Source organism: Halomonas llamarensis, from assembly GCF_023555005.1.
Taxonomy (GTDB): domain Bacteria; phylum Pseudomonadota; class Gammaproteobacteria; order Pseudomonadales; family Halomonadaceae; genus Vreelandella; species Vreelandella llamarensis.
This window is the reverse complement of record NZ_JAMJPJ010000019.1, coordinates 34876-59922: the sequence shown is the minus strand read 5'-3', so window position 1 is coordinate 59922 and position 25047 is coordinate 34876. Positions and strand designations below refer to the sequence as shown.

The following is a 25047-nucleotide window of genomic DNA, read 5'->3' as shown; positions in this document are numbered from 1 at the left end:
CCCTGGGCCGGATGAGCTTCCGTAGCCTCGAAGGTGACTCCGCCTCTAAGGTGATTGCTTACAGTTACGACGCTGCCGGACGCTTGATCGGCAGCCAGCACGGCGATCATGCCCACCGCTATAGCGTGGATGCGGCGGGTAATCGCTTAGAAGGCCAACAGGCCCTGTCTGATAACCGCCTTGGTCAATTAAACGGCACCCGCTATCGCTACGACGGCGCTGGCAACCTGATCGAACGCCAACAGCCCAACGGCGAACGCTTAACCCTGGGCTACGACGGCGCGAATCGCCTAGTGCACCTGATCCACGCCAGTGAGCTAGGCTACACCCGCGAGGCCACCTACCGCTACGATGGGCTAGGAAGGCGCATCAGCAAAACCGTACGCCACACCAACGGCACTACCGCCACCACCCACTACGGTTGGGACGGTGACCGCATCGTACGGGAAGAAACGGACAACCAGCGCACTACCGTGGTGTATGAGCCGGGCAGTTTTGTGCCCATGCTGCGTATTGATGACACTCAACAAGGCCAGCTAGTCAGCGCCTATATCACCGACGCTCTCGGCACGCCCATGCAACTGGTCACCCCCAACGGCCAACCCCGCTGGCTCGCCGACCCCGACGACTGGGCAGCGGTGAAAAACCAACGCGCCGTGCGACACGTCACCCAGCCGATCCGGTTCCAGGGCCAATGGCACGATGAAGAGAGCGGGCTTTACTACAACCGTCACCGTTACTACGACCCAGAGCAGGGGCGGTATATCAGCCAAGACCCCATCGGCCTCAATGGTGGCACGAACTTGTATCAATATGCTTCGGCACCAACTATTCAAGTTGATCCCCAAGGGCTCAGTGGGGTCTATGGTCTAGGGGGCGGGCCATATAGCCAATCAAACATGGTGAGAAGGGCAGCAAATACACAAGAATCATCAAGTAAGATTGTTGCTGCTGGGCTAGATGTCGGAGGAGAGGTATTTGGGGGTATATTTGGAACTTCATTGGCTACAGGACCGCAATTAGACACCAATGGAAATGCATGCCTAGTCACAACTGCCTGCATTAAGTTTGGTCTTGGGGCTTATGCAGGCGCAGGTGTTACAGGCGGGGCATCGGTAAATGACTCAGTAGAGACAGGCATCACAGAGAGTTGGGGATTTTTTATGCAAGGCGGTAGTGGCCTTGCTTCAGGAGCCTCAACCAATTTTGGCGATGGTGTCTTTGGTACTGCCAAAGGCTTTTTAGGGGTAGGTGCAGGAGGGGCGGCAGGGGTTCAATTTTGCCGTATTTCCACTGTATGCGATGAGGAGACACAACAAGATGAATAGAAATATAAAAAAAGAGACCATCGTAGCCACTATTGCTTTTATAATTTCAGTATTAGGGTTCAAGTTAACTGGCTTAGGACTGGAAGTCTTTGGTAAATTTTTAATGCTTATAAGCATTCTGACAGGGATAGTTTTTATTGCCATAGGGAATTTAAAATTTTGGTTTGGCAATAAAAATCCACATTATCCAGAAGAAAAGAGAAGAAAAAACGACGACAATTAATAAAAGCAGATGGCAGCCAACACCTTACCGCTTACTATGACATGGGTCGACGCATCAGTAAAACCGTGCGCCACACCAACGGCACCGCCACCACCACCCACTACGGCTGGGACGGCGACCGTATCGTACGGGAAGAAACAGACGACCAGCGCACCACCGTGGTCTACGAGCCGGGCAGTTTTGTGCCCATGCTCAGAATCGACGATACCCAGCAAGGTCAAACTCTCAGCGCCTACATCACCGACGCTCTCGGCACCCCCATGCAACTGGTCACCCCCAACGGCCAACCCCGCTGGCTCGCCGATCCCGACGACTGGGCAGCGGTGAAAAAACAACGCGCCGTACGCCACCTCACCCAACCGATCCGGTTCCAAGGCCAGTGGCACGACGAAGAGAGCGGGCTTTACTACAACCGTCACCGGTACTACGACCCGCAGCAAGGGCGGTATATCAGTCAGGATCCGATTGGGTTGAGAGGTGGTACGAACCTTTATGGCTACGTGACCAATCCGACGGGGATGGTGGATCCGCTGGGGTTGTTTGATCGCCCTGGTCCTATTGATCAATCGGGACGAAAAGGGACTGGGCGTAGCAACCCTTACTCTCGCTTTCCGCCTGCGCCTAGATCAACGTTAGAAAAGACCGGAAACACTGGGCTGAGTAAAGTATGGGAAAAAGTTACTGGTGGTTTTTCCAAGATTGATCCTGCTACTGCTAGGGTTATGCCTAACCCGAAAGGGGCGTGGGGTTTGCTTTTCCATTGGGAGGGAATGGCTAAGTGCCAAAGCCTGTATTGTGATTTAGACGGTGACGGCTTGTCTGATAGTCACTATGGAATCGGCATATGCAGACCGGGGAGCAACTGATGAAAAGCCATGAACAGGACGTAGTCTTCTGGAAAAGCCGTAATATCGAGGGGTTAGTAATGCTCCCATCTTATATAGTTATCACCTTCTCGATAGGCATGTTTGGCCCTTCCTCTCCACTGGCTTGGATTATTCTGTTCATGATAGGCCTTTGGTTAACGTCCTTATTTTATAGCTTCTTTGTTATCACGAGGGTTGGCATGCTGAAAAGATTCACTAGAATATCGATATGTCTTGTGATTTTTTTAGGGCAAATTTCTGGAATATCGATTGCTTATTTACTGGTCTAATAAAGAAGCCTCAGATTCTCGCAGTCAACCAATAACAACAACATGGACATTTCCCAAGCTCCCGCCAAGGAAGGTACGTGTTGGTTTCCTTGGCAGTAATGTGGCAATAAGCGCCTTTCGTCATCATGAACCACATCAAAGATAGTGTTCAGACTTCTATACCAGCCCACTACACCTGGGATCGCCACGCCCCGGATGGCCGCGTGGTGGGTCAGCAGGAAGCCGGTGGCTTGGCCCGCTCTTATACGTATCATGTGGATTACACCCGGGTCACCGACAGCCTGGGCCGAGAGGAGCGCTACCACTTTGTGGGCAGCGGCCCCGGCCGCCGCTGGACGGCTCATACCCGCACTGACGGCTCGCGCATTGAGTTCCGTTACGACCGTGTCGGCCTCAAGGTAGCCACCGTCGATCCCCTGGGTCACGAGACGATGATCGAGCGCGACGACCACGGCCAAGTCATTGCCCAGACCGGCCCGGACGGCACGCGCTGGGCCATTGAGCGCGATGCGCTCGGGCAGCCGGTGAGCATTGAAGGCCCCGAGAATCAGCGCTGGCAGATCACACGTAACGACCTCGGCCATCCGCTGGCGGTCACCGGGCCGGAAGGCACTACCGCTTTTGCCTATGACAATACTGACTTGCCTGACCGCCCCACGACCATGACCGATGCAGGTGGCGCTACCCACCAGCGCGAGTACAACGCCCTGGGCCAGATCACCGCCCAGATCGACTGTTCTCAGCAGCGTACCGAGTACGCGTTTGATCGCCACGGCCATCTGGCCAGCGTCACCAACGCCCTGAACGAGACCACCCGCACCCAGCACGACAAGATGGGCCGACGCATCGCCACCCAGCTTCCTGACGGACTCTACTGGCACCACCATGTGGACTCTCTTGGGCGGCTGGTAGAACTGGAAGGCCCGCAAGGGTTTCGGCAGCAGGTCTTCTATGACGACCACGGCCGCCCGGTGCAGCGCATCGAGGCCGACGGCAGCCAACAGTTTACCACGTACGATGACATTGGCCGTCTCAGCGAACTCACGCTGGGCAACGGCGCCGTGTATCGCTTTGCTTACGACGACATGGATCGCCTCGCCAGCGAGACCGGCCCCGATGGCCGCGAGCAGCAGTACCGCTACGATGACGCCGGGCGACTGATCGAACGCATCGAAGCCAATCGCCCCGGCCCCGACGGCCAGCCGCTAGTGACCCGGTACGACTATGACGAAGCCGCTCGCCTCACCGCCCGACACCTGCCCGCTACGGAACACGCCCCGGCCAGCACGGAGCAGTACCAGTGGGGCAATACTGTTTTGGGCAACACGGGCCAGCTACTCAGCGTCACCAACGATCATGGCGAGGTGACCTTTAGCTACGACCACGCCCAGCGCTTAATCGGCGAACAGCAGCAACATGCAGGAAAGAGTGGTTGGAGCTGGCAACACCAGCATAGCCTGACGGCTACCGGCGCGCCCCAGGCCAGCCAGTTCGGTGAACTACCGGCGCTCAACTGGCACACCTACGGCAGCGGCCACCTGCACGGTATGAGTGCCCCCGGCCTGGATCTTGAGATTGCCCTGGAACCCGATGCCCTGCACCGGGAGACCCAGCGCCGCCTGAGCACCCGCGCCAATGCACACAACCAGCCACTGGTGCTGGAGCGCGGGTACACCAATCTCGGTCAGTTAGATCACCTCACCCTGCGCAGCCCGGACACTACCAGCCAGCAAAGCTATCAATACGACGCCCTGGGCCGGATGAGTTTCCGTAGCCTGGAAGGTGATTCAGCGGAAAAAGTCATCGCCTACCGTTTTGATGCCGCCGGGCGCTTGATCGGCAGCCAGCACGGCGATCATGCCCACCGCTACTCGGTGGACGCGGCGGGTAATCGCTTAGAGCAAGGTGTCGACAAGCAGCAAGGACTGACGGATAACCGCCTCACTCAACTCAACGGGGCGCGTTACCGCTACGATGGCGCCGGTAACCTGATCGAACGCCAACAACTTAACGGCGAACGCTTAACCCTGGGCTACGACGGTGCGAACCGCTTAGTACAGCTTACTCACGCCAGTGAGCTAGGCTACACCCGCGAAGCCACCTACCGCTACGATGGGCTAGGAAGGCGCATCAGCAAGACCGTACGCCACCCCAACGGCACCACCGCCACCACCCACTACGGCTGGGACGGTGACCGCATCGTACGGGAAGAAACGGACAACCAGCGCACTACCGTGGTTTACGAGCCGGGGAGTTTTGTGCCCATGCTGCGCATCGACGATACCCAACAGGGCCAAGTGCTCAGCGCCTACATCACCGACGCTCTCGGCACCCCCATGCAACTGGTCACCCCCAACGGCCAACCCCGCTGGCTCGCCGACCCCGACGATTGGGCGGCGGTCAAAAACCAACGTGCCGTACGCCACCTCACCCAACCAATCCGGTTCCAGGGGCAATGGCACGACGAAGAATCGGGCCTTTACTACAACCGCCACCGCTACTATGACCCGCAACAGGGGCGGTATATTAGTCAGGATCCGATTGGCCTTAACGGTGGTACGAATTTGTATGGTTATGTCACCAATCCGACGGGGATGGTGGATCCGTTGGGGTTGGTCGGTGAATGCAATCTAGAGGGCTCCGCTGATGAAGGTTTTATCGCAAAAAATTGGCGAAATTTAACAGATTGGCACTTTGAAGGCAGACATTGCAAAAACGCGGATTTACCTTCTTTTGAATCAGCAAGCTCTCGGAACTCAGATTGGATACTTTTGCCTAAATCCCAATCGATTTTCCACGATAATGGCATAGGAAAGCCTGAGCTTAAATTCATCCACCCTGATGGAAGAGAGGCAGTTTTTGATGGTGATACTCATAACTTAATTACTGACCCTCGTTATATGGGAACATATAACTACGTAAATCCCACAAAGACTCCCGAAGAATGGACTGATTTCGGAGCTTGGGGGGATTGGGCTATCAAAGGCGCTGGGCATGGTATATTAGATGTCTTACCTTACTTTCCTGGCGGCAATGTGCGCGGTCAACATTAATATATGATCGGAACTTCAAAATGAATCTAAAAAAGCGCTGTATCTCCAGCATTATTGCAATTTTTTCACCGCTGATTTCCGGATGTGAAGCTGCTGAGATTGCTCGATTTTATCATCATCCTTCTGATGCTTTTTATGAAAATATGAACTTTGACGCACCAGCTCTTGATGAGTTTAAAGACAATGGGGTGCTTTTTGTTGTTTCTGTAAAACAAGCCACTTATGAAGATTATTACGTCTGGCTAGGGCTTTATGCAACAGCTTCGCAAAGCACTCCCATAAAAATCATTCATGCAACGCTAATAGGTAATGAGTGGCAAAAAGATTACTTTATTAATAAACAAATAATTTTTAAAGAAAGAAGCAGGGACGGAAGGCTACTAACAGATGAGATTTTGGTAGAAGTAGGTGGAGATTTTTTTAATCTTTTTAAAAAATCTCAAAATATAACTATGGAAGTAGCATATTCTATAGATGGCCAAGAGAAGAAAAAACAGCTTGTTATTGAGCGTCGAATTGAAAAACATTACATCGCTTGGCCAACATAAAGGTTATGATCTTGGCCACTAATAGTTGGCACCTCACCCCCTCTGTCAGCCTAGTTGTCCGGTTGGCGATATCGCCTAAATCAAAACAGCGTCAGTTGTTGCGCGGTGGTGTCTTCTGCCAGGCGGTAGCCAACGCCTAGTAGCCGCACGGGCCTTGCGCCTCTTGCCCAACCGACGTTAAGCAGCGTTTCAAACTGTGCAAGATCGGGCGCAGGGTCGGCATGCTCCACGGTGGTTTGGGTAAAGTCGTTAAATTTGACTTTGACCATGACGCCACGCACGCCGGGCGAAGGGTCTAACCGTGCATAGCGCTGTTCAAGGTCCGCAATGAGAGTGGGCAAGGCCTCGCGGCAGGCTTGCAGCGTGGGGAGATCGTGGGGGTAGGTCTGTTCAGTACTGACGGATTTACGCTCACGGTGGGTTTTGACTGGCCGCTCGTCGCGACCGTGGCTAAGCTCGAACAGTCGCTGCCCAAAGCGGCCAAACTGTTCGACCAGCTCGGTGAGCGGACGAGCGCGCAAATCTGCGCCCGTATAAATACCCAGCCCTGCCAGTTTTTCAGCGGTACGCGGGCCGACGCCGTGAATTTTCTTGACCGATAGTTGCTGAACAAAGCGATCAATATCGTTCGGCGTGATCACAAACAAGCCGTCAGGCTTGCGCCAGTCGCTGGCAATTTTGGCGAGAAACTTATTAGGTGCAACCCCCGCCGACACGGTAATACCGACTTCCTGCTTGACCCGCTGGCGAATCGCTTCAGCCATGCGGGTGGCGCTGCCATTACACAGGGTGACATTGGTAACGTCCAGGAAGGCTTCATCCAGCGAGAGCGGCTCAATCAGCTCGGTCACATCACGATAAATCGCAAACACCTGGCGCGCGACCCCCTTGTATTTGGCCATATCGCCACGGATCACAATGAGATGCGGGCAGCGTTTCAGCGCTTGCGCCATGGGCATGGCGGAGTGAATACCAAATTCGCGGGCCGGATAATTACACGTTGCGACGACCCCACGGCGCTCCACACTGCCGCCAATCGCAATAGGCACGTCGCTAAGCGCCGGGTTGTCACGCATCTCTACCGCTGCGTAGAAGCAGTCACAGTCGCAATGGATAATTTTGCGCACAGGTTTCCCTCGCCAAACCCTGTAAAAAAGCACAGCATACCACAGGGTCTCGCGTGATCACGTGCCGCAAAAGGTTCTCAGCACCTGTTCACTGTCTGACGCGGGCGCGGCCAGACGGCGCGCTTCAGTGGATGCCTCAAAGGGCTGTACCACTGCGCCAAGCAGCTTATGAAATGGCGCAAAGTCGCCGTCGTAGGCGGCATCAATCACTTCTTGAACGCGGTGGTTACGGGGAATGATGACCGGGTTAGCGTGGCGCATTGCCTGCCAGCGCTCCTCACTCTGGCTGGCCTGCTGCTGGTGCTGCCATTCGTCAATCCAGGGGGCCAGCGCTTCAGGGGTCGTAGTGAGCACCAGCAGCGCCTGACGCCTCTCGTCATCCGGTTGGCGAGCCAGTTGCGTCAAGGCATCAAAGGTGGCGGTCATGTCCATACGGCCTTGCTGCATTTGCGCCTCTAGCGCCGCCATCATCTGCGCTGCCTGTTCGCTTTCCTCAGCAAGCCCAAGTTTATCGGCGCTAATGCGTGCCCAAGCGAGGTCAAAGGTGTCATTAAAGCGGCGTAGCGAGGCGGTCGCTTGTTCAACGCGGGTTTCTTGATCGCCGTCAAGCAACGGCAGTAGGCACTCGGCAAAGCGGGCTAAATTCCACTGGGCGATCACCGGCTGGTTAGAGAACGCGTAACGTTTACCCGTATCCACCGAGCTATAAGCCTTCTGCGAGTCGAACTGCTCCATAAAAGCGCAGGGCCCATAATCGAGAGTTTCCCCGGCGATGCTCATGTTGTCGGTATTCATCACGCCGTGAATAAACCCAACGCCCATCCATTTGGCCACTAAGCGCGCCTGGCGCTTTAACACCGCCTCAAACAGCGCCAGATAGGGCGATTTAGCACCGGCAACCTCAGGATAGTGGCGTTCAATGACGTGATCCGCCAGCGCCTTAAGCGCAGCGTGATCTTGGTGTAAAGCAGCAAACTGAAAGGTGCCCACGCGGATATGGCTTGCCGCCACGCGGGTCAGTACCGCCCCCGGCTCGGCGAGCTGACGCACGACGCGCTCGCCGGTGGTCACCGCCGCCATGGCACGCGTGGTAGGCACACCCATGGCCGCCATCGCCTCGCTGACCAAATATTCGCGCAGCACCGGGCCGAGCGGCGCACGACCATCACCGCCACGGGAGTAAGGCGTGCGCCCGCTGCCTTTGAGCTGCACATCGACGCGCTGCCCTTGCGGGTCGACTACCTCACCGAGCAGCACGGCACGGCCGTCGCCAAGCTGCGGGACAAAATTCCCGAACTGATGCCCAGCGTAAGCAAGCGCCACCGGCTCTGCCCCCGGCGGCGGCTGATTGCCGCTAAACCAGCCAGCAAGCGTGGCCTCATCCGGCGGCTCGTCGCCGCCGAGGCGTACGGCAAGCTCGGTGTTAAACGCGATTAATTTAGGCGTTTTGACCGGCGTGGGCTGGCATGTTGACCACAGCATTTCCGGTAAGCGCGTATACGACGCCTCGAATGTCAGCACAATAAGCTCCATCATTACGTAGTCAGAATGTTTAATATCCTACCATTTTACTCAAGTAATTTTACGCACGCATAGGGCGATAACATGCTTTCGACACCGGCGCTCCCCCGCGCTTTTTATCACCGCGATACCCTCGACGTTGCCCGAGACCTGCTGGGTTGCCACCTGGTGCGCCGCGTAGAAGACGATATGCTCGTGGCGAAAATTGTTGAAACAGAGGCATACCGGGGGTCTGAGGATTCGGCTTGCCATGCGCATCGACGGAAAACGCCGAGAACCGAGGCCATGTTTGGTCCGCCGGGGCATGCCTACGTGTACCTTGTCTACGGAATACATTGGCTGCTCAACGTGGTAACCCAACCCGAGGGCAATCCCTGTGCGGTACTGATTCGTGCCGTCGAACCGGTGGCAGGCGAAGCGGCGATGCGCGCCCAGCGCCACGTGAAAGGCCGTAATTTAAGTAATGGCCCCGGCAAACTGACAAACGCGTTAGGGATCGATAAAGCGCTCTACGGGCATGATATGACGCAAACGGAAGCCTTGTGGATCACCCAAGGGGAAACACCCCACACCGTTGCCACCGGCCCACGCGTGGGCATTGATTACGCCAAGCTCCACGACCGTGATGCCCCGTGGCGATTATGGATTGCCGATAATACTTGGGTCTCTCGGGCGCGCTAACCGCGCGACAGCACGTGAACGGCGCGTTCGAGTACCGGCGTGAGCGGCGCGCGCCACTGATGCGTTAACAGCGCATCGGCGCGGGTCACGCCAAGCGAAAGCGATGCCAGTGGCAGCCCGGCCTCATGCGCGGCGCGGCAAAAGCGGTAGCCGGAAAACACCATTAACGAGGTGCCCACGCACAACACCCCTTGAGCGCGCGATAACCCCGCTTCAGCGGCCGTGCGGCGCGCAGGCGGCACCACATCGCCGTAATAGACCACATCGGGTTTTAAGATGCCGCCACAGCGCGGGCAATCCAACACCTTAAAAGCGCTGAAGTCGACGTCGAGATCGGCATCACCATCTGGGGCGTGCTCGGCATCCAAGGCCGCGAACATCGGGTTCATTCGCGCCATCTCAGCGTGCATGGCGTGGCGCATCAACTGGTAGCCGCAGCCCATGCACTTAACCAAATCAGCGCGGCCGTGCAGGTCGATCACCCGCCGCGACCCCGCGCGTTGGTGCAGGCGGTCAACGTTCTGGGTGACCAAGAGCTCAACGTAGCCCATGGCTTCAAGCGCGGCCAACGCCCGGTGCGCACCGCTCACCTGTGCTTCGCTCAGCGCCTTAAAGCCCACCAACGCCCGCGCCCAGTAACGCTTTCGTACATTATGGGAGGCCATGAAATCGCCGTGCTGCACCGGCGGCGAGCGCTTCCACTGGCCCGCCGCATCGCGGTAGTCGGGTATGCCGCTATCGGTGCTGACACCGGCGCCGGTAATCACCCAGAGCTTCGGATGGCGGGCGATATACGCCGCCAGCGCATCGCCCGCCTGCGCCACGTGCGGCAGTGCTGCCGTGTCGACCACTTTTTTTACCTGCATCAATGTTTTCCCACTGTTTCTTTACCGTGGAAGGCTCACCCCTAGGCAAGCCTTGTACATCTCAACGATACTATTTAAAAATACATATTGAGGAATACAGCTTAGATAGACCGTGTATCCGTCAGCGCTATCCCCTGCGTTGACCTTAAGTTTTCTGTAGGAGAGAGCAGCATGCAACGCGATCACGAAATTGTCATTGTCGGCGGCGGGATGGTGGGCGCGGCGCTGGCGGCACGCCTTGGCTACGCCGGGTTAAACGTCGGCTTGATCGAGCGCGGCGATGCGCCCACAGCACCCAGCGGCGACTTTGACTTGCGGATATCCTCGCTCAACGCGCGCTCGCTGGCGTTTATCGAAGCCAGCGGCACGGCGCTACCCGAGGCGCGATCCTGCGCGTTTCGCCATATTGAAGTGTGGAATCAAGGCGGCAAGGGCCACAGCCTGTTTTCCGCAGAAGACAGCGGGCTTGAGCGCTTTGGCGTATTTATCGAGAACCGCGCCCTGCAATACGCGCTTTGGGAGCGTTTAAAAACCCTCCCCGGCGTCACGTGCTACACCCAGTGCGCGCCGATTTCGACACTCACCAGCAGTAATTCCCGTTTAGTCGAGCTGGATAACGGCAAAACCCTTAACGCGGATCTTGTCGTCGGCGCTGACGGCGCGCGCTCAACGCTGCGCGAGCTTGCCGGTATCGATATCACCACCTACGACTATCACCAGCGCGCACTGATCACCAACGTAGCAACCGAACTGCCCCAGCAGGACGTCAGCTGGCAATGCTTTACGCCCACCGGGCCTGTCTCAATGTTACCGCTACCGGGCCATCACGCCTCGCTGGTGTGGTACGACAGCGACGCGGCCATCCGTGACCGGGAAATGCTCACCGACGACGGTCTAAAAGCCGCCATCGAAGCGGCATTCCCTAAGCGCTTGGGCAACCTGATTCGCGTGACCGGTCACGCCAGTTTCCCGATCAAGCGCCAGCATGCCAAGCGCTACATCGCCAAACGGCTCGCCCTGATTGGCGACGCCGCTCACGTGGTACACCCACTGGCAGGCCAGGGGCTGAATATCGGCCTGCACGATGCCGACGCGCTTGCCGACATACTCCTCGCACAGCGCGATGTAGGCGATGCCAAGGGGCTGCACCGTTTTGAAATTCAACGCCGTCTCGCCAACCAGGCCATGATAACCGCGACTGACGGGTTTCATCACCTCTTCACCGGTAGCGCGCCGCTGCGCCGCCTGGGCGACGCCAGCCTGCAACTCGCCGAACACTTCCCACTGGCCAAGCGCATGATGATGCAACAAGCCAACGGGCTGAATCCATTTAAAATGCGCTAATACCGGCGACGCGTTGTATACGGATGCTAACATTCGCGCGCTCGGCGCGGGCGCGCTGAGTTAGCGGGTAACATTTACCCTTAACTACTCAGCGCAATCAATACACTTGAGTACCAGCGGGTCCCAGTTCAGGCGTTTAGCACCGATCCATTCGCCGCATTCGATGCACTCGCCAAACTCTTCGTTATCGAGACGCTGTAGCGCGCCGACGATACGCTTGAGCTTCAACTGGCGGCGCTCCTCTTCGGCTTTCGCCATCGCTTGGCCCTGCAGCGCGTCCATTCTTGAGAGTCGCCCCACCGAGGTTTGATCCAGCACCACCGTATCGCGGGAAGACTCACTGTCTTCGCTTTCTGCTTTCAGCTCTTCGCGCAGCCGCAATATTTTTTCTCTGACCGCATCGGCATCCAGCTCGGGATGATTCATGCCCATCTCCTCTTTGTCGTCTAATAAGGGTGTCTGCCTGCTACACTAGCGACTTTTATCTCACTTGTTGAGCGCCGTTTTTAAGAACCTGTTATGGGATATTGCCATGGGATATCGCACGCTGCTGCGTGAACACCGCCCTTTACTAGGCATCGCCTTTTTAGCGATGTTCAGTTCAAGCCTGGGGCAAAGCTTTTTTATCGGCCTGTTTCAGGCGCCCATCTCGGAGCACCTAGGCTTGAGTGTCGGCCAGTTTGGCACCGGCTACGCGGTGGTCACACTGGCGGCCGGTTTTCTTATGCTGCACTTCGGCCCGAAAATTGATTGGATTTCGCCTCGCCGTTTTGCCATTACCGTGTTGCTGCTACTCGCGTTGGGTATTGCCCTGCTCACGCTTTCACCCTGGTGGTGGCTTGGGATTCTCGGGTTGGGGCTGGTGCGCCTGTGCGGCCAAGGGATGCTCACCCATTTAGGCAATACGCTCGCCGCGCGAGAATTCACCCGCCTTCGCGGTCGCGCGATGGGGTTGGTGAGCCTGGGGATTCCGCTTGGCGAGGCAGCCCTGCCGCCACTGGTTGCCGTCACGCTGGTATGGCTTACCTGGCAGCAGTTTTGGTGGCTCTTCGCGCTGACCATCATCCTGCCCTGGGCGTGGCTTTTGATGAAAGCGCCGTGGCCAAATGCCCCCGGCGCCAAGCCCACCCAGCGCGACACGACAGGGCCGCATCCGTTCCGCGAGCGCCACTTCTGGCAGTTGCTGCCTCTTTTAATGTCACTGCCCATCACCATGACGGGGCTTTTTATCTACCAAGCGCAATTGACCGACGCGTTGGATAGCTCGCTGACCGTGTACGCACTGGCCTTAACCGGCATGGGGTTTGCCAAACTGCCCGGTGCGCTTCTCGGCGGGCGCTGGGTCGATAAACTTGGCCCGGTGCGGCTCGCCCGCCTCTATCTTTTGCCCTACGCGCTGGCCATGGTGATCGCGCTATTGGTGGGCGGGCATATCAGCGTATGGGCGCTGATGGTTGGCGGCGGTTTGGCCATGGGCGCGCAAGAGCTGGTCGCCTCCGGGCTTTTGATCAAGCTATGGGGAGCTGAGCACTTAGGCCGGGTACGCTCTGCGCTCAGCGCCTCAATGGTATTTTCCACCGGCATCGCCCCGGCGGTGCTTGGCGTATTGCTTGGCGCTGGCGTCACGTTTGAGATAATTCTCGCTGGAATGTTCGCTTTCATCATCGCCGGCTGGCTGCTGGCACAGCCGGTGTTGAGAATAGCGAAAGTCAGTGACTAAGCCGCGCTTTTCCGTCTGGTACTTAACGCAAAATCAGTACCGGCAAATGGGCGTTACGCAGCATCGCGGTGGTGGTGCTGCCGACGAGCAAATGACGAATGCGAGAATGGCCGTAGGCCCCCATGATGAGCATGTCGATGGCGTTTTCCTGCTTGTAAACACGCAGCGTGGCTTCCACTTCGCCAGCGCGAATCGCGCCTTCGGCTTCGTGCCCGGCGTCGCGCAGTGTGATAAGCGCCCACTCAAGCTGGGAGCGATTCTCTGCGGTATCCGCGCCGACGATCACCACGTGGCAGGCGGCACCGTTGAACAACGGGCTTTTGGCGAGCATTTCCACGCCTTTACGCGCGGTTTTGCTGCCATCAAACGCCATCATGACGTTTTCGGGGGCGTTAAACTCACCTCGCGGCACCAACAAAATCGGGCGGTGCATTTCGCGCACCACCCGCTCAAGATTAGAGCCCAAATGGCCACTGGCCTGGTGGGCCGTTTCGCCACGTTTGCCCACCACAAGCAAGCGCACATCGTCTTCGAGCTCCACCAGAGTGTCCACCAAGGTGCCGTTGCGCTGGCGTGTGGTGGGGGCCGTTACGCCTGCGTTGATGGCACGCTCTCTAGCCGCCTCCAGCATTAAACGCCCTTGCTCGCGAGCGACTTTAGCACGCTTTTCTTCGATATCAGAAAGGCGCTCCAACAGGTGTTCACGGGTGCCCAGACCCAAGTTGCCGGTAAGGTCGGGTTCTGAGGTTTGCGGATGGTTATCGATCACATGAACAAAGTCTAGCGGCGCGTTAAGCGCCTCCGCGGCCCAGGCAGCGTAATCGCATACGCCTTCTGAAAACGGTGAGCTATCAATAGCGGCCAACACCTGATCGGTCATTGCATGCCTCTCTTAAGCGGGTGCATAGAATTTTTTTGTTGTCGTATTGTTTTTACACGAAGTCTCATAGCGGTGACACCCCTTGCGACATCTTGCCCTGCAATGCCACATAGATTTTGTTAATATGCGCCTGCGATAATGTGACGCATGCTAACTGAGGTGACGATAACTGTGTTGATGACCCCGCCCTAGCGCTCCCTACTTCTTCTTTTGCTCAAGCCTATCGGCTTAATGACCCGTTCGCTGTAACGATGTTTTCTGATCATGTTCGCTTCATCCACCAACGACGACTGGGGGTTGATATGACATTTCCTCCGCCTTAAATACCGAAACATTCGCTTTTTATCAACCAGGAGATAGCCACCTACCTTTTTACGAGCCCGCATAGGGATACCAACGTTGAACACCCAAACTTTCAGCCATACGGCTTTTTTTGATGAAACCTCATCATCGCATCGTTTTGTTGCCGAGCTTTTGGAAAAAGCGGACATTCGACTCAATGGGGATCGCCCCTGGGATCTGCGTCTAAACGCTCATGGTGTTATTGATGACGCGTTAGCACGCGGCAATTTAGGCCTAGGCGAAAGCTACATGGATAACGCCTGGGATGCTGACGAGCTCGATAATTTCTTTTATCACTTGTTGCGCGCCCGCCTGCCCGATCAAATCAATCCGCAAAAGCTCGTTTTTCACCACCTTCGTACCCGCTTACTGAATCTGCAAACGGCTAAGCGTGCCTTTCAAGTAGGGGAAGTCCATTACGATTTAGGTAACGAGTTTTATGCCGCCATGCTCGATCAGCGCATGACCTACACCTGCGGCTACTGGAAAAACGCCACCAATCTCGACGAGGCGCAAGAGGCCAAACTCGACCTAATTTGTCGCAAGTTAGCCCTTAAACCCGGCATGCGCGTGCTCGATATCGGCTGCGGCTGGGGCAGCTTCATGGCCTACGCTGCCGAGCATTACGGTGTGGAATGCGTGGGGTTAACGATTTCCCGCGAACAAGCAGAGTATGGCAAACGCCTAATAAAAAGCGGCCTGCCCGTTGAGTTTCGCTTGCAAGATTACCGTGATGAAACCGAGCAGTTTGACCGCATCGTGAGTATCGGCATGTTCGAGCACGTGGGGCGTAAAAACTACCGCGAATTCATGGACGTCGCGAACCGCTGCCTAAAAGAAGACGGTCTGTTTCTGCTTCACACTATTGGTAAAAATGTCCGTGGCACCTCGCCCGACCCGTGGATCGATAAGTACATTTTCCCCAATGGTGAGCTCCCGGCCTTAGGTCAGGTTGCCGATGCCGCCGAACCGCTGTTTATCGTCGAAGACGTGCACAATTTTGGTGCCGACTACGACAAAACGCTCATGGCGTGGCACGCCAATTTCGAAGCCAACTGGCCGTATTTCAAAGAACAGTTCAGCGAGCGTTTTTACCGCATGTGGCGCTACTACTTGCTGAGCTGTGCCGGTGCCTTCCGGGCACGGGATATTCAGCTATGGCAGTTCGTGCTGAGCAAAAAAGGCGTCGTCGGCGGCTACGAGCGCGTGAGCTAACCCGACGTTTATGACGTCTCATTAACCCCTAATACCTGGACCATCGAATGCAAAATACCTTTTCTCTTTTTACCTCCGAGTCCGTTTCCGAAGGCCACCCCGATAAAATCGCCGATCAAATTTCCGATGCGGTGTTGGATGCCATTATCGCTCGCGATAAACAAGCGCGTGTCGCCTGTGAAACCATGGTCAAAACCGGGGTCGCGATTATCGCCGGTGAAATCAGCACCAACGCCTGGGTGGATCTCGAAACCTTAGTGCGCGAGGTGATTATCGATATCGGCTATACGTCTTCCGACGTGGGCTTTGATGGTGGCACTTGCGGCGTGGTGAACCTGATCGGCAAACAGAGTGTCGATATCGCCCAAGGCGTTGACCGCAGCAAACCAGAAGACCAGGGCGCGGGCGACCAGGGCTTGATGTTTGGCTATGCCACCAACGAAACCGCCTCAATGATGCCAGCGCCGATCCACTACTCGCACCGCTTGGTCGAGCGCCAGGCGGAGCTGCGTAAGCACGGCCTGCTGCCATGGTTACGCCCGGATGCCAAAAGCCAGGTGACTTTCCGCTACGATGCCAACGGCCAGCCCTGCGGTGTAGACGCTATCGTGCTTTCCACCCAGCACAACCCCGAGATCGATCAGCAAGAGCTACGCGCGATGGTCAAGCATGAAATCATCGACCAGGTGATTCCGGCGGAGTGGCTAGACGATAAAACGCAGTACCACATCAACCCGACCGGCAAGTTCGTGATCGGCGGCCCGGTGGGCGATTGCGGCTTGACCGGGCGCAAAATCATCGTCGATACCTACGGTGGCATGGCCCGCCATGGCGGCGGGGCGTTCTCGGGCAAAGACCCGTCCAAGGTCGACCGCAGCGCCGCGTATGCAGGCCGCTACGTGGCGAAAAACATCGTCGCTGCCGGGCTTGCCGACAAGTGTGAAATTCAGGTGTCGTATGCCATCGGCGTGGCCGAGCCGACCTCGGTATCCATCGACACCTTCGGCACGGGCAAAATCGAAGACGCCCAGATCGTCAAACTGGTGCGCGAGCACTTCGACCTGCGCCCGTTTGCCATCACTAAAATGCTCGACCTGCTGCACCCGATGTACCAGCTCACGGCGGCCTACGGCCACTTTGGCCGCGAGCCCTTTGAGCACCGCTACCACTGGGTCAATGATAAAGGCGAAGAACAGGTCGAGACCTTTACCGCCTTCCCCTGGGAAAGGACCGACAAGGCGGACACATTGCGCGAAGCGGCGGGAAAATAACGGCGATGCCTCAGCGCATTGCCAATACCTTTACACACACAACTCACAGGATATCCACAGCATGACTTAGCGTTTGGTACGGCGACGTTGGGTATAGCGGCGCAGGGCAAAGAGCAATAACACCCCCGCCGCCAAGCCCAATATCGCCACCACTAAGTCTTGGCGATCACTGGCGGTGACTAACGCCCCAAGCTGGCTGCCTAACAAGGTGACGGCTGCCAGCCCCGGCACAATACCCAGTGTCGACCCCACCATGTAATCGCGAAAACGCAGATGGAAAGCCCCCGCCAACATATTGGTTAAGGTAAAAGGTGCCAGCGGCAAGAGATTAATAATGGTCATGGTACGCACACCGCGATGGGCCAAATAGCGCGACATCCCGTGCAAGTGCCGCCCGCCATACGCCATTAACGCCTCGCGCCCTAGCTTACGGCCGACCCAATAAGACACAACGGAAGAGGTCAGAGTCCCCAATGTGGCATAGACAAATCCCCACACCGGGCCGAACACCAAGCCAGTCAGTGCCACCATGACACTGAGCGGGAACATCACTAAAAGGGTGGCGGCATATCCTGCCATTACTGCAAGAAATATCCACGGGCTATCACGCCAGGCGGGAGAGGTCGCGACCCATTGCTGGAGACGCTCTACCGTGAGCACATCCTGCATTGCCAACCACTGCCAAAGCCCACCTAAAAGAACTAACGCGGCCAACACGCTAAGCGCAGTGATAAGGGTCCGAGGCATAGCGATTCCTGCCGAGATTGAAAGCAGATGAGCTTACACCATGCGGCTAACAGACCCAATACAGGGCCCAACGCATTAGCCTTCATGGGTATGCGCCAGCGGGTGGCTGTGCGTTATTGCCACTCGGTGCCGCATTGGCTCAACTCTGATATCATCAGCCCGTTAATATTTCCGCTAGCCTAACGTTTTTGCTTGATTCAACTTGCTAACAGGTGCAATGACAGCCTCCAACGACCAACCCCAACGCGATGCGGAGCAGCGCCATCTTGATGATGTTTTGCAGCGCATCAGTGACAATATTACCCAGCTTGATGACCGCCTCACCGCCTACTCGGATGATATTCAGGCGCAAAAAGAGTACCTGTGGGAAAGCCGCGACGAGATGGATCACATCGAAAAAATCTCGGCTCGCGAATCCATCCAGCAGGCGGTCATGACGGGTGACAACGCGCTGACACAGCGCAAGCGCCTGGAAAAGCTCAAAGACTCGCCCTATTTCGGCCGCTTCGATTTTACCCGCCACGGTCAGCAAGAGCCGATTTACATCGGCGTGCACCACTTCCGTGATGATATGGCCGGGCAAAACCGCGTATATGACTGGCGCGCGCCCATCGCCTCGCTGTTTTACGACTACGAAACCGGCCCCGCCATGTACGAAAGCCCCGAAGGCAGCGTCGCCGGGGAAATCTCCCTCAAACGCCAGTTTCGCATAAAAGGCGGTGCCATTGAGCTAATGATCGATAGCGCCGTTCACGTGGTGGATGAAGTACTGCAAGACGAGCTCAGCCGCGCCTCCGACGAGGGCATGAAGAACATCGTGGCGACCATTCAGCGTGACCAAAACGCGATCATTCGTAACGATGAGGCCAACGTACTGATCATCCAAGGCGTGGCTGGCTCGGGTAAAACCTCGATTGCACTACACCGCATCGCCTATTTGCTCTACCGCTTTAAAGACACGCTGAGTTCGGAAGATATCCTGATCATCTCCCCCAACCGCGTGTTCGCTGATTACATTTCCAACGTGCTGCCGGAGCTCGGCGAAGAGACAGTCAACGAAATCGGCATGGAAGATTTGGCCGATGAACTGCTCGACAGCCAATACCACTTCGAAACCTTTTTCGAGCAAACCACGGCCCTGCTGGAGAAAAACGACGACGCCGCGAAAGCGCGCCTGCGCTTTAAAGCCTCACCCGATTTCTTAGCCCAGCTTGACCGCTACACCGAGCACATCGAGGCGAACCGCTTTGCCGCCGAGGATATTTGGATTGCGCGGCGACTGATCCCCGCCTGGCTTTTAGAAGAGGTCTTCCGCAAGCACCGCCACTTACCTACCAACGAGCGCTTAAAGCAGGTCAGCTGGGAGATCGAGCGAAAAATTGGCAATCAGTATAACTACGATTTGGAACGTGAAGAGCGCAAAGAACTTAAAGCCGCGATCAAAAAGATGCTTCAACAAACCACACTGCGCGAGACATATAAAGGTTTTTATGACTGGATTGGACAGCCAGAAATGTTCAAAACCGCCTCGCGCGGTCGGCTAGAATACGCCGATGTGTTCCCGCTGATTTATCTCAAAATGCGCCTGGAAGGCGTGCAATCGTCGTGGCGTAACGTCAAACATCTGCTCATCGATGAAATGCAAGACTACACGCCGGTGCAATACGCCGTGATTGGGCGGCTGTTTTCGTGCAAGAAGACCATCCTGGGCGATGCGTATCAGTCGGTGAACCCGTATAGCGCCTCAAAGGCCGAGGAAATCCGCCAAGTGCTGCGCCAAGCATTGTGCGTCACGCTAAACAAAAGCTACCGTTCGAGCATCGAGATTGCCCACTTCGCCCAGCAAATTGCTTATAATCCTGATCTTGAAGCGATTGAACGCCACGGCGAGCCGCCCAGTGTCGAGCGCTACCGTAGCCGTAAAGACGAGCTCGCTGCGATTGCCGATTTTGCTCGCGCATTTTCGCAATCTGCCCACAACACCCTCGGCATTGTGTGCAAAACCCAAAAACAGGCGCGTAAGGTGTTTGACGCCTTGGATGGCGAATTCAAACGCTTGCAGCTATTAAGCGAGCATAGTGCGGCGTTTGGCCAGGGGATTGTCGTCTGTACCGCGCACATGGCCAAAGGGCTGGAATTTGACCGGGTGATCGTCCCGGACGCGAGCGAAAAGAATTACGCAACCGACATGGAGCGAAACCTGCTCTACGTGGCCTGTACCCGCGCCATGCACCGCTTAACGCTCACTCATACAGATAAGCCGTCAGCATTTTTGGCCCCATAGCGTCTCACTTGCTTATGACGTCAAAAATTCATCGCGGCGTTTTCATAAGCCGCGGTACCCACGTTAAGTAAGCCACCATCCCCAGCAGTTCAATCAGCGACTGCAGCACAATCACCACCACCGCCGCTGCCCAGATGTCGGGCAGCGCGATCGCTAAGGGCAGCACCACAAACGAGTTACGTGTCCCTAGGCTAAACACTAGCGTTCGGCTTGACGTAACGGGCGTGCGAAAGAGCAAACTCAGGAGCTTGCCGACCAAGGGGGCTGCGAGCAGATACAGCACAAAGATAATCGCCACCCGCCACAGGGTTTCGCGCGTATCGATAACCAACTGAACTTGCGAGGCGGCAATCAAAAACACCACGGCCGCCAACAACGGGACCGGCAGCCAGCCCATCACCGTTACCACATGTTGGATAGCAACGTGTCGCATGGCGGTTTTTTCCGTGAGCCACGCCAGCAGTAGCGGCGTAAGAATGAGGCCAATAAAAGCAGGCAACAATTGCGCCCACACATTAGCTCCTACCAACTGCTTGCCCATGATGAGCGCGACATAAAGCGGTAACAGCACGATTTGCAGCAAAAGTAGCACCGGTGTCGCCGCAATCGCGCCGGCACTGTCTCCCCGGCCAAGATGGGTAAAGCTGATAAACCAATCGGTGCAGGGCACTAGCAGCACTAGCAACACGCCCAGCCGCAATGCGTTCTCTAACGCAAAAAGCGTCACCAGCGCCCACACCACCAGCGGCATGAACACAAAGTTACCTACCACAAGCGCGGCCATAAACCGCCTATCGCGAAACGCCTGCGAGATATGCAAAAGAGGCACTTGGGTAAAAGTAGCGTAAAGCAGCACGCCGAGTAGCGGCCACAATGCCACCTCCCAGGTGTGCATGGCATCCCAGCGAGTGCCTGCGACAATACCGGCCGCAATTGCCACGAGGTAGAGCCACACCTGATACTTTTCCAGCGTATCTCGTATCACGAATCGTCTACCTCGCCGTTAATAAAAAGGAGATCTCCTCAACTCAACTCACACGTGAATAACCACCTACCACGCCTTTTTTGCTCAGCACAAACTGCCAAAGCTGAATTTGGCGGGCACGGAATGCGCCAGCGCAGCTAAGCAGGTAATAGCGCCACATGCGGTAAAACACGTCGTCAAATTGCTCACGAAAATCGAGCCAATTCGCTTCAACGTTATCGTGCCACGCCATGAGCGTTTTATCATAATCGGCGCCGAAGTTGTGCACGTCCTCGACCACAAACAGCGATTCGGCGGCATCCGTGACCTGTCTTAGCGACGGCAATTCTCCATTAGGAAAAATATATTTATCAATCCAAGGATCGGGGGGCGTAGCGGTAACATTTTTGCCAATGGTATGGAGCAAAAAAAGCCCGTCCTCTTTGAGGCAACGGTTTGCGACATCCATGTACTCACGATAATTTTTGCGCCCGACGTGCTCAAACATCCCAACGCTTACGATGCAGTCAAAGACTTCCGTCTCATCGCGGTAATCTTGCAAACGAAACTCCACCGGCAACCCTTTTTTCATCACCCGCTTGCCGAAGTCCGCCTGTTCTTTGGAGATAGTTAAGCCCACGCACTCCACGCCGTAATGCTCAGCAGCGTAGGCCATGAAACTGCCCCAGCCGCAGCCGATATCAAGCACGCGCATGCCGGGTTTCAGTTTCAGCTTGCGACAAATCAGGTCGAGCTTAGCCTCTTGCGCCTCATCGAGATTGGCGGCGTTTTTCCAGTAACCGCAGGTATACGTCATGCGCTGGTCGAGCATGGCGGCGTAAAACTCGTTACCCAGGTCGTAGTGTTTTTCCCCCACTTCCCAGGCACGTTTGGCGCTTTGGCGGTTAAAAAACTTCGCTTTCAGCGAGTGGTACATCAACTGCGTGGGTTTCACGCGCAGATGCAGCTGGGCACGCATTAAATGATAGAAAAACTGATCCAGCGACTCAGCATCCCAGTCGCCGTTCATATAGCTCTCGCCCAGCCCTAGGTTACCGCGCGACAGGGCATTTTCAATCACGCCAGAGGCGTTGAGCTGCATATCCCACGGCCGCTCGCCATTTATCTCAATGTTCGCCTGCGCAAGAAGATCCGCCACGTATTGGTGGGAAGATATCGACGGATCAAAGCTTGCGTCGTTTTTTTTCAGCGGTGTCATATTCAAGACGGTTTCCTCGTTATGTTGGAGAAAAAGCCACACTCTTTTGAATAATTTTAGTCGGTATTGAGCGCACTATGAAAAAGCCGGCTCTCGCAAGGCGGGCCGGCTTTAGGGGTTAGCGCAAAATCAATACAGGAATATGACTCTTGCGCAGCATCTCGGTGGTGGTGCTGCCCACCAGCAGATGGCGAATGCGCGAGTGCCCATAGGCCCCCATCACCATCATATCGATGCCGTTCTCTTTTTCGTAGGCATGCAGCGTAGCTTCTACTTCACCGGCGCGAATGGCACCTTCGGCTTCGTGCCCGGCGTCACGCAGGGTGGTTAGCGCCCACTCCAGTTGCGAGCGGTTTTCGCCAGTATCCGCGCCGATAATCACCACGTGGCAAACAACCCCTTTAAATAGCGGGCTTTTGGCGAGCATTTCTACACCTTTGCGCGCGGTTTTGCTGCCGTCAAAGGCCATCATTACCTTTTCCGGCACGTTGTACGCCGCGCTTGGCACCATCAGAATCGGGCGGTGCATTTCGCGCACCACACGCTCCAAGTTAGAGCCTAAGTGGCCAGACGCCTGATCGGCGGTTTCGCCACGCTTGCCCACCACCAGCAAGCGTATTTCTTTCTCAAGCTCTGCCAAGCTTTCCACCAGCGTGCCATTACGCTGGCGCGTGGCTGGGTCCGCCACACCGTCATCAATCGCGCGCTGCTTGGCCGCCTCCAGCATCAGCTTGCCTTGCTCACGGTTGATTTTGGCACGCTGCTCGTCAAGGTCTGAGAGCTCTTTCATCAGCTTTTCGCGCGCACCAAGGCGCAAATTGCCCGAAAGGTTGGCTTCCTCAGGCACTTCTGAGTGGTTATCCACCACGTGCACAAACGTCAGCGGCGCATCCATCGCAATACTTGCCCATGCGGCGTAGTCGCACACATTTTCGGAAAACTGCGAGCCGTCAATAGCGGCCATTACGTGTTCTGTCATCTTACTCTCCTTGTCTGGGTCGATTGGCAACGACCGGGTCTTAGCAACGACTAGTGACCGCCCATCAGTTTTTCCACGGCTTCAGGGTCGTCATGTACCGCGAAGCGGTCAACGATAGTCGCACTGGCTTCGTTTAGGCCAACCATTTCGACTTCAGTACCTTCACGGCGGAACTTGATCACCACCCGGTCTAGCGCTTGAACAGCAGTAATATCCCAGAAGTGCGCGCGAGAGAGGTTGATGGTGACTTTATCGATGCTCTCTTTGAAATCGAAGGCGCCGATGAAAGTCTCGGAAGAGGCAAAGAACACCTGGCCGACAATCTCATATTCACGCTCAACGCCCGGCTCGACTTCTTTTGAACCAATGTAGAGAATCTTGCCGACCTTGTTGGCGAAGTTCATTGCCGCCAACAACACGCCAACAAACACGCCAATCGCCAGGTTATGCGTACCCACGGTGACTAATACGGTCGCGACCATCACCATATTGGTGCTCATCGGATGCTTTCTCAGATCGCGAATCGATTCCCAGCTAAAGGTACCGATTGCCACCATGATCATCACCGCAACCAGCGCCGCCATGGGGATTTGCGAGACCCAATCGGCAAGGAACACAACCATCAGCAACAGCGCAATACCCGCAATAAGCGATGAGGTACGACGGCGACCGCCGGACTTAATGTTAATCACCGACTGACCGATCATCGCGCAGCCCGCCATACCGCCAATCAAGCCCGAGCCAATGTTGGCAATGCCCTGACCTTTACACTCACGACTCTTATCGCTTTTAGTGTCGGTCAAATCATCAATGATGGTCGCGGTCATCATCGACTCTAAAAGCCCTACCACCGTCAACATTAGTGAATACGGCAGGATGATCATTAAGGTTTCCAGGTTCAGCGGTACTTCCGGCCACAGGAAGACCGGTAGGCTATCAGGCAGTTGCCCCATATCACCAACGCTACGAATTTCCATCCCGGTCATCATGTAAACCACTGTCAGCACGACGATACAAATCAACGGCGACGGAATCGACTTACCAATTACCGGCAGGTAGGGGAAACCGTAAATAATCACAAGGCCCGCGAGCGTCATGGCGTAAACATGCCATGTCACGTCAGTTAGCTCGGGCAGTTGCGACATGAAAATCAGGATCGCCAAGGCGTTGACAAACCCCGTCACCACCGAGCGGGACACAAAGCGCATCAACTCCGCGAGCCGCAGGTACCCCGCGAGAATTTGCAGCACCCCGGTTAAAAGGGTTGCCGCCAGCAGGTACTCAAGGCCATGATCTTTGACCAGGGTGATCATCAACAGCGCCATGGCACCCGTCGCACCAGAAATCATGCCCGAGCGGCCACCCGTAAAGGCAACAATCACACAGATGGCAAACGAGGCGTAGAGGCCGACTTTGGGGTCAACTCCCGCGATGATAGAGAACGCAATAGCCTCAGGAATCAGCGCTAGCGCGACGACGATCCCCGCTAGGGTGTCGCCTTTTAAGTTAGAGAGCCAGGAGAGTTTGAATTTTTCGTACATTCGAGGGTCCAGGGTTGGGAGTAAAAACAAACGACTCA

At 56.0% G+C, this 25047-nt stretch carries 21 protein-coding genes; 11 read left to right on the top strand and 10 right to left on the bottom strand.

Features of this window, described 5'->3' with window-relative positions; translation table 11 throughout:
- From M8006_RS11920 to M8006_RS11900, 5 genes are all read left to right on the top strand, one after another.
- Positions 1–1328: RHS repeat-associated core domain-containing protein (locus M8006_RS11920; RefSeq protein ID WP_284047032.1), on the top strand; the 1328-nt coding region annotated here is incomplete at its 5' end.
- On the top strand, positions 1321–1551 hold the full coding sequence (locus tag M8006_RS11915) for a hypothetical protein (protein WP_250082458.1): 231 nt from the start codon (positions 1321–1323) through the stop codon (positions 1549–1551). The genes M8006_RS11920 and M8006_RS11915, both read left to right, overlap by 8 nt.
- Positions 1552–1592: 41 nt before the next feature.
- A complete protein-coding gene (locus M8006_RS11910; RefSeq protein WP_250082456.1) occupies positions 1593–2417 on the top strand; it encodes an RHS repeat-associated core domain-containing protein in 825 nt (274 codons plus the stop codon).
- A gap of 415 nt (positions 2418–2832) precedes the next feature.
- On the top strand, positions 2833–5760 hold the full coding sequence (locus M8006_RS11905; RefSeq protein WP_250082454.1) for an RHS repeat-associated core domain-containing protein: 2928 nt from the start codon (positions 2833–2835) through the stop codon (positions 5758–5760).
- A 20-nt stretch (positions 5761–5780) separates the two neighbouring features.
- Positions 5781–6308 (top strand): hypothetical protein, encoded by a 528-nt coding sequence (locus M8006_RS11900; RefSeq protein ID WP_250082452.1) that lies wholly within the window; start codon positions 5781–5783, stop codon positions 6306–6308.
- 80 nt (positions 6309–6388) lie between these two features.
- Here the strand turns inward: M8006_RS11900 and dinB are convergent, their stop codons facing one another.
- Positions 6389–7435, bottom strand: a complete 1047-nt coding sequence (gene dinB / locus M8006_RS11895; RefSeq protein WP_250082450.1) for a DNA polymerase IV — start codon at positions 7433–7435, stop codon at positions 6389–6391.
- Positions 7436–7492: 57 nt separating this feature from the next.
- Positions 7493–8956, bottom strand: coding sequence for a protein adenylyltransferase SelO (locus M8006_RS11890; RefSeq protein WP_430886824.1), 1464 nt, complete (start codon positions 8954–8956; stop codon positions 7493–7495).
- 84 nt (positions 8957–9040) lie between these two features.
- On the opposite strand from M8006_RS11890, the gene M8006_RS11885 reads away from it, so the two are divergent.
- Complete coding sequence (locus M8006_RS11885; protein ID WP_250082447.1) at positions 9041–9637, top strand: DNA-3-methyladenine glycosylase; 597 nt, start codon at positions 9041–9043, stop codon at positions 9635–9637.
- Here M8006_RS11885 and M8006_RS11880 read toward each other — a convergent pair.
- A complete protein-coding gene (locus M8006_RS11880; RefSeq protein ID WP_250082445.1) occupies positions 9634–10503 on the bottom strand; it encodes an NAD-dependent protein deacetylase in 870 nt (289 codons plus the stop codon). The two genes, M8006_RS11885 and M8006_RS11880, sit on opposite strands and share 4 nt — an antisense overlap.
- Positions 10504–10674: 171 nt before the next feature.
- Here M8006_RS11880 and M8006_RS11875 point away from each other — a divergent pair, with 171 nt between their 5' ends.
- Positions 10675–11847, top strand: coding sequence for a UbiH/UbiF/VisC/COQ6 family ubiquinone biosynthesis hydroxylase (locus M8006_RS11875; protein WP_250082443.1), 1173 nt, complete (start codon positions 10675–10677; stop codon positions 11845–11847).
- A gap of 84 nt (positions 11848–11931) precedes the next feature.
- Here M8006_RS11875 and M8006_RS11870 read toward each other — a convergent pair whose 3' ends face one another.
- A complete protein-coding gene (locus tag M8006_RS11870; protein ID WP_250082441.1) occupies positions 11932–12273 on the bottom strand; it encodes a TraR/DksA family transcriptional regulator in 342 nt (113 codons plus the stop codon).
- A 106-nt stretch (positions 12274–12379) separates the two neighbouring features.
- Between M8006_RS11870 and M8006_RS11865 the strand changes: the two genes are divergently transcribed.
- Positions 12380–13567, top strand: coding sequence for an MFS transporter (locus M8006_RS11865; protein WP_250082438.1), 1188 nt, complete (start codon positions 12380–12382; stop codon positions 13565–13567).
- Between the two features lie 22 nt (positions 13568–13589).
- On the opposite strand, the gene M8006_RS11860 is transcribed toward M8006_RS11865, so the two are convergent.
- Positions 13590–14447, bottom strand: a complete 858-nt coding sequence (locus M8006_RS11860; RefSeq protein WP_250082436.1) for a universal stress protein — start codon at positions 14445–14447, stop codon at positions 13590–13592.
- 399 nt (positions 14448–14846) lie between these two features.
- Between M8006_RS11860 and cfa (M8006_RS11855) the strand changes: the two genes are divergently transcribed.
- Entirely contained in the window at positions 14847–16004 is a 1158-nt protein-coding gene (gene cfa / locus M8006_RS11855) for a cyclopropane fatty acyl phospholipid synthase (protein WP_250082435.1), read from the top strand.
- Between the two features lie 47 nt (positions 16005–16051).
- Positions 16052–17275 carry a methionine adenosyltransferase gene (gene metK, locus M8006_RS11850; protein ID WP_250082434.1) on the top strand — a complete coding sequence of 408 codons (1224 nt, stop codon included), beginning with the start codon at positions 16052–16054 and terminating at the stop codon, positions 17273–17275.
- A gap of 66 nt (positions 17276–17341) precedes the next feature.
- Here metK and M8006_RS11845 read toward each other — a convergent pair whose 3' ends face one another.
- Positions 17342–18022: a TVP38/TMEM64 family protein gene (locus tag M8006_RS11845; RefSeq protein WP_250082431.1), complete on the bottom strand. Its 681-nt coding sequence runs from the start codon at positions 18020–18022 to the stop codon at positions 17342–17344.
- 217 nt (positions 18023–18239) lie between these two features.
- Here M8006_RS11845 and M8006_RS11840 point away from each other — a divergent pair, with 217 nt between their 5' ends.
- Entirely contained in the window at positions 18240–20306 is a 2067-nt protein-coding gene (locus tag M8006_RS11840; RefSeq protein WP_250082428.1) for a HelD family protein, read from the top strand.
- 28 nt (positions 20307–20334) lie between these two features.
- Here the strand turns inward: M8006_RS11840 and M8006_RS11835 are convergent, their stop codons facing one another.
- The 4 genes from M8006_RS11835 to M8006_RS11820 form a co-directional block, all read right to left on the bottom strand.
- Positions 20335–21291 (bottom strand): arsenic resistance protein, encoded by a 957-nt coding sequence (locus M8006_RS11835; protein WP_347709761.1) that lies wholly within the window; start codon positions 21289–21291, stop codon positions 20335–20337.
- Positions 21292–21334: 43 nt separating this feature from the next.
- Positions 21335–22489 (bottom strand): cyclopropane fatty acyl phospholipid synthase, encoded by a 1155-nt coding sequence (gene cfa, locus M8006_RS11830; protein WP_250082465.1) that lies wholly within the window; start codon positions 22487–22489, stop codon positions 21335–21337.
- Between the two features lie 118 nt (positions 22490–22607).
- Positions 22608–23468 carry a universal stress protein gene (locus tag M8006_RS11825; protein ID WP_250082426.1) on the bottom strand — a complete coding sequence of 287 codons (861 nt, stop codon included), beginning with the start codon at positions 23466–23468 and terminating at the stop codon, positions 22608–22610.
- Between the two features lie 50 nt (positions 23469–23518).
- Positions 23519–25009, bottom strand: a complete 1491-nt coding sequence (locus M8006_RS11820) for a SulP family inorganic anion transporter (RefSeq protein WP_250082424.1) — start codon at positions 25007–25009, stop codon at positions 23519–23521.
- Positions 25010–25047: the final 38 nt, after the last annotated feature.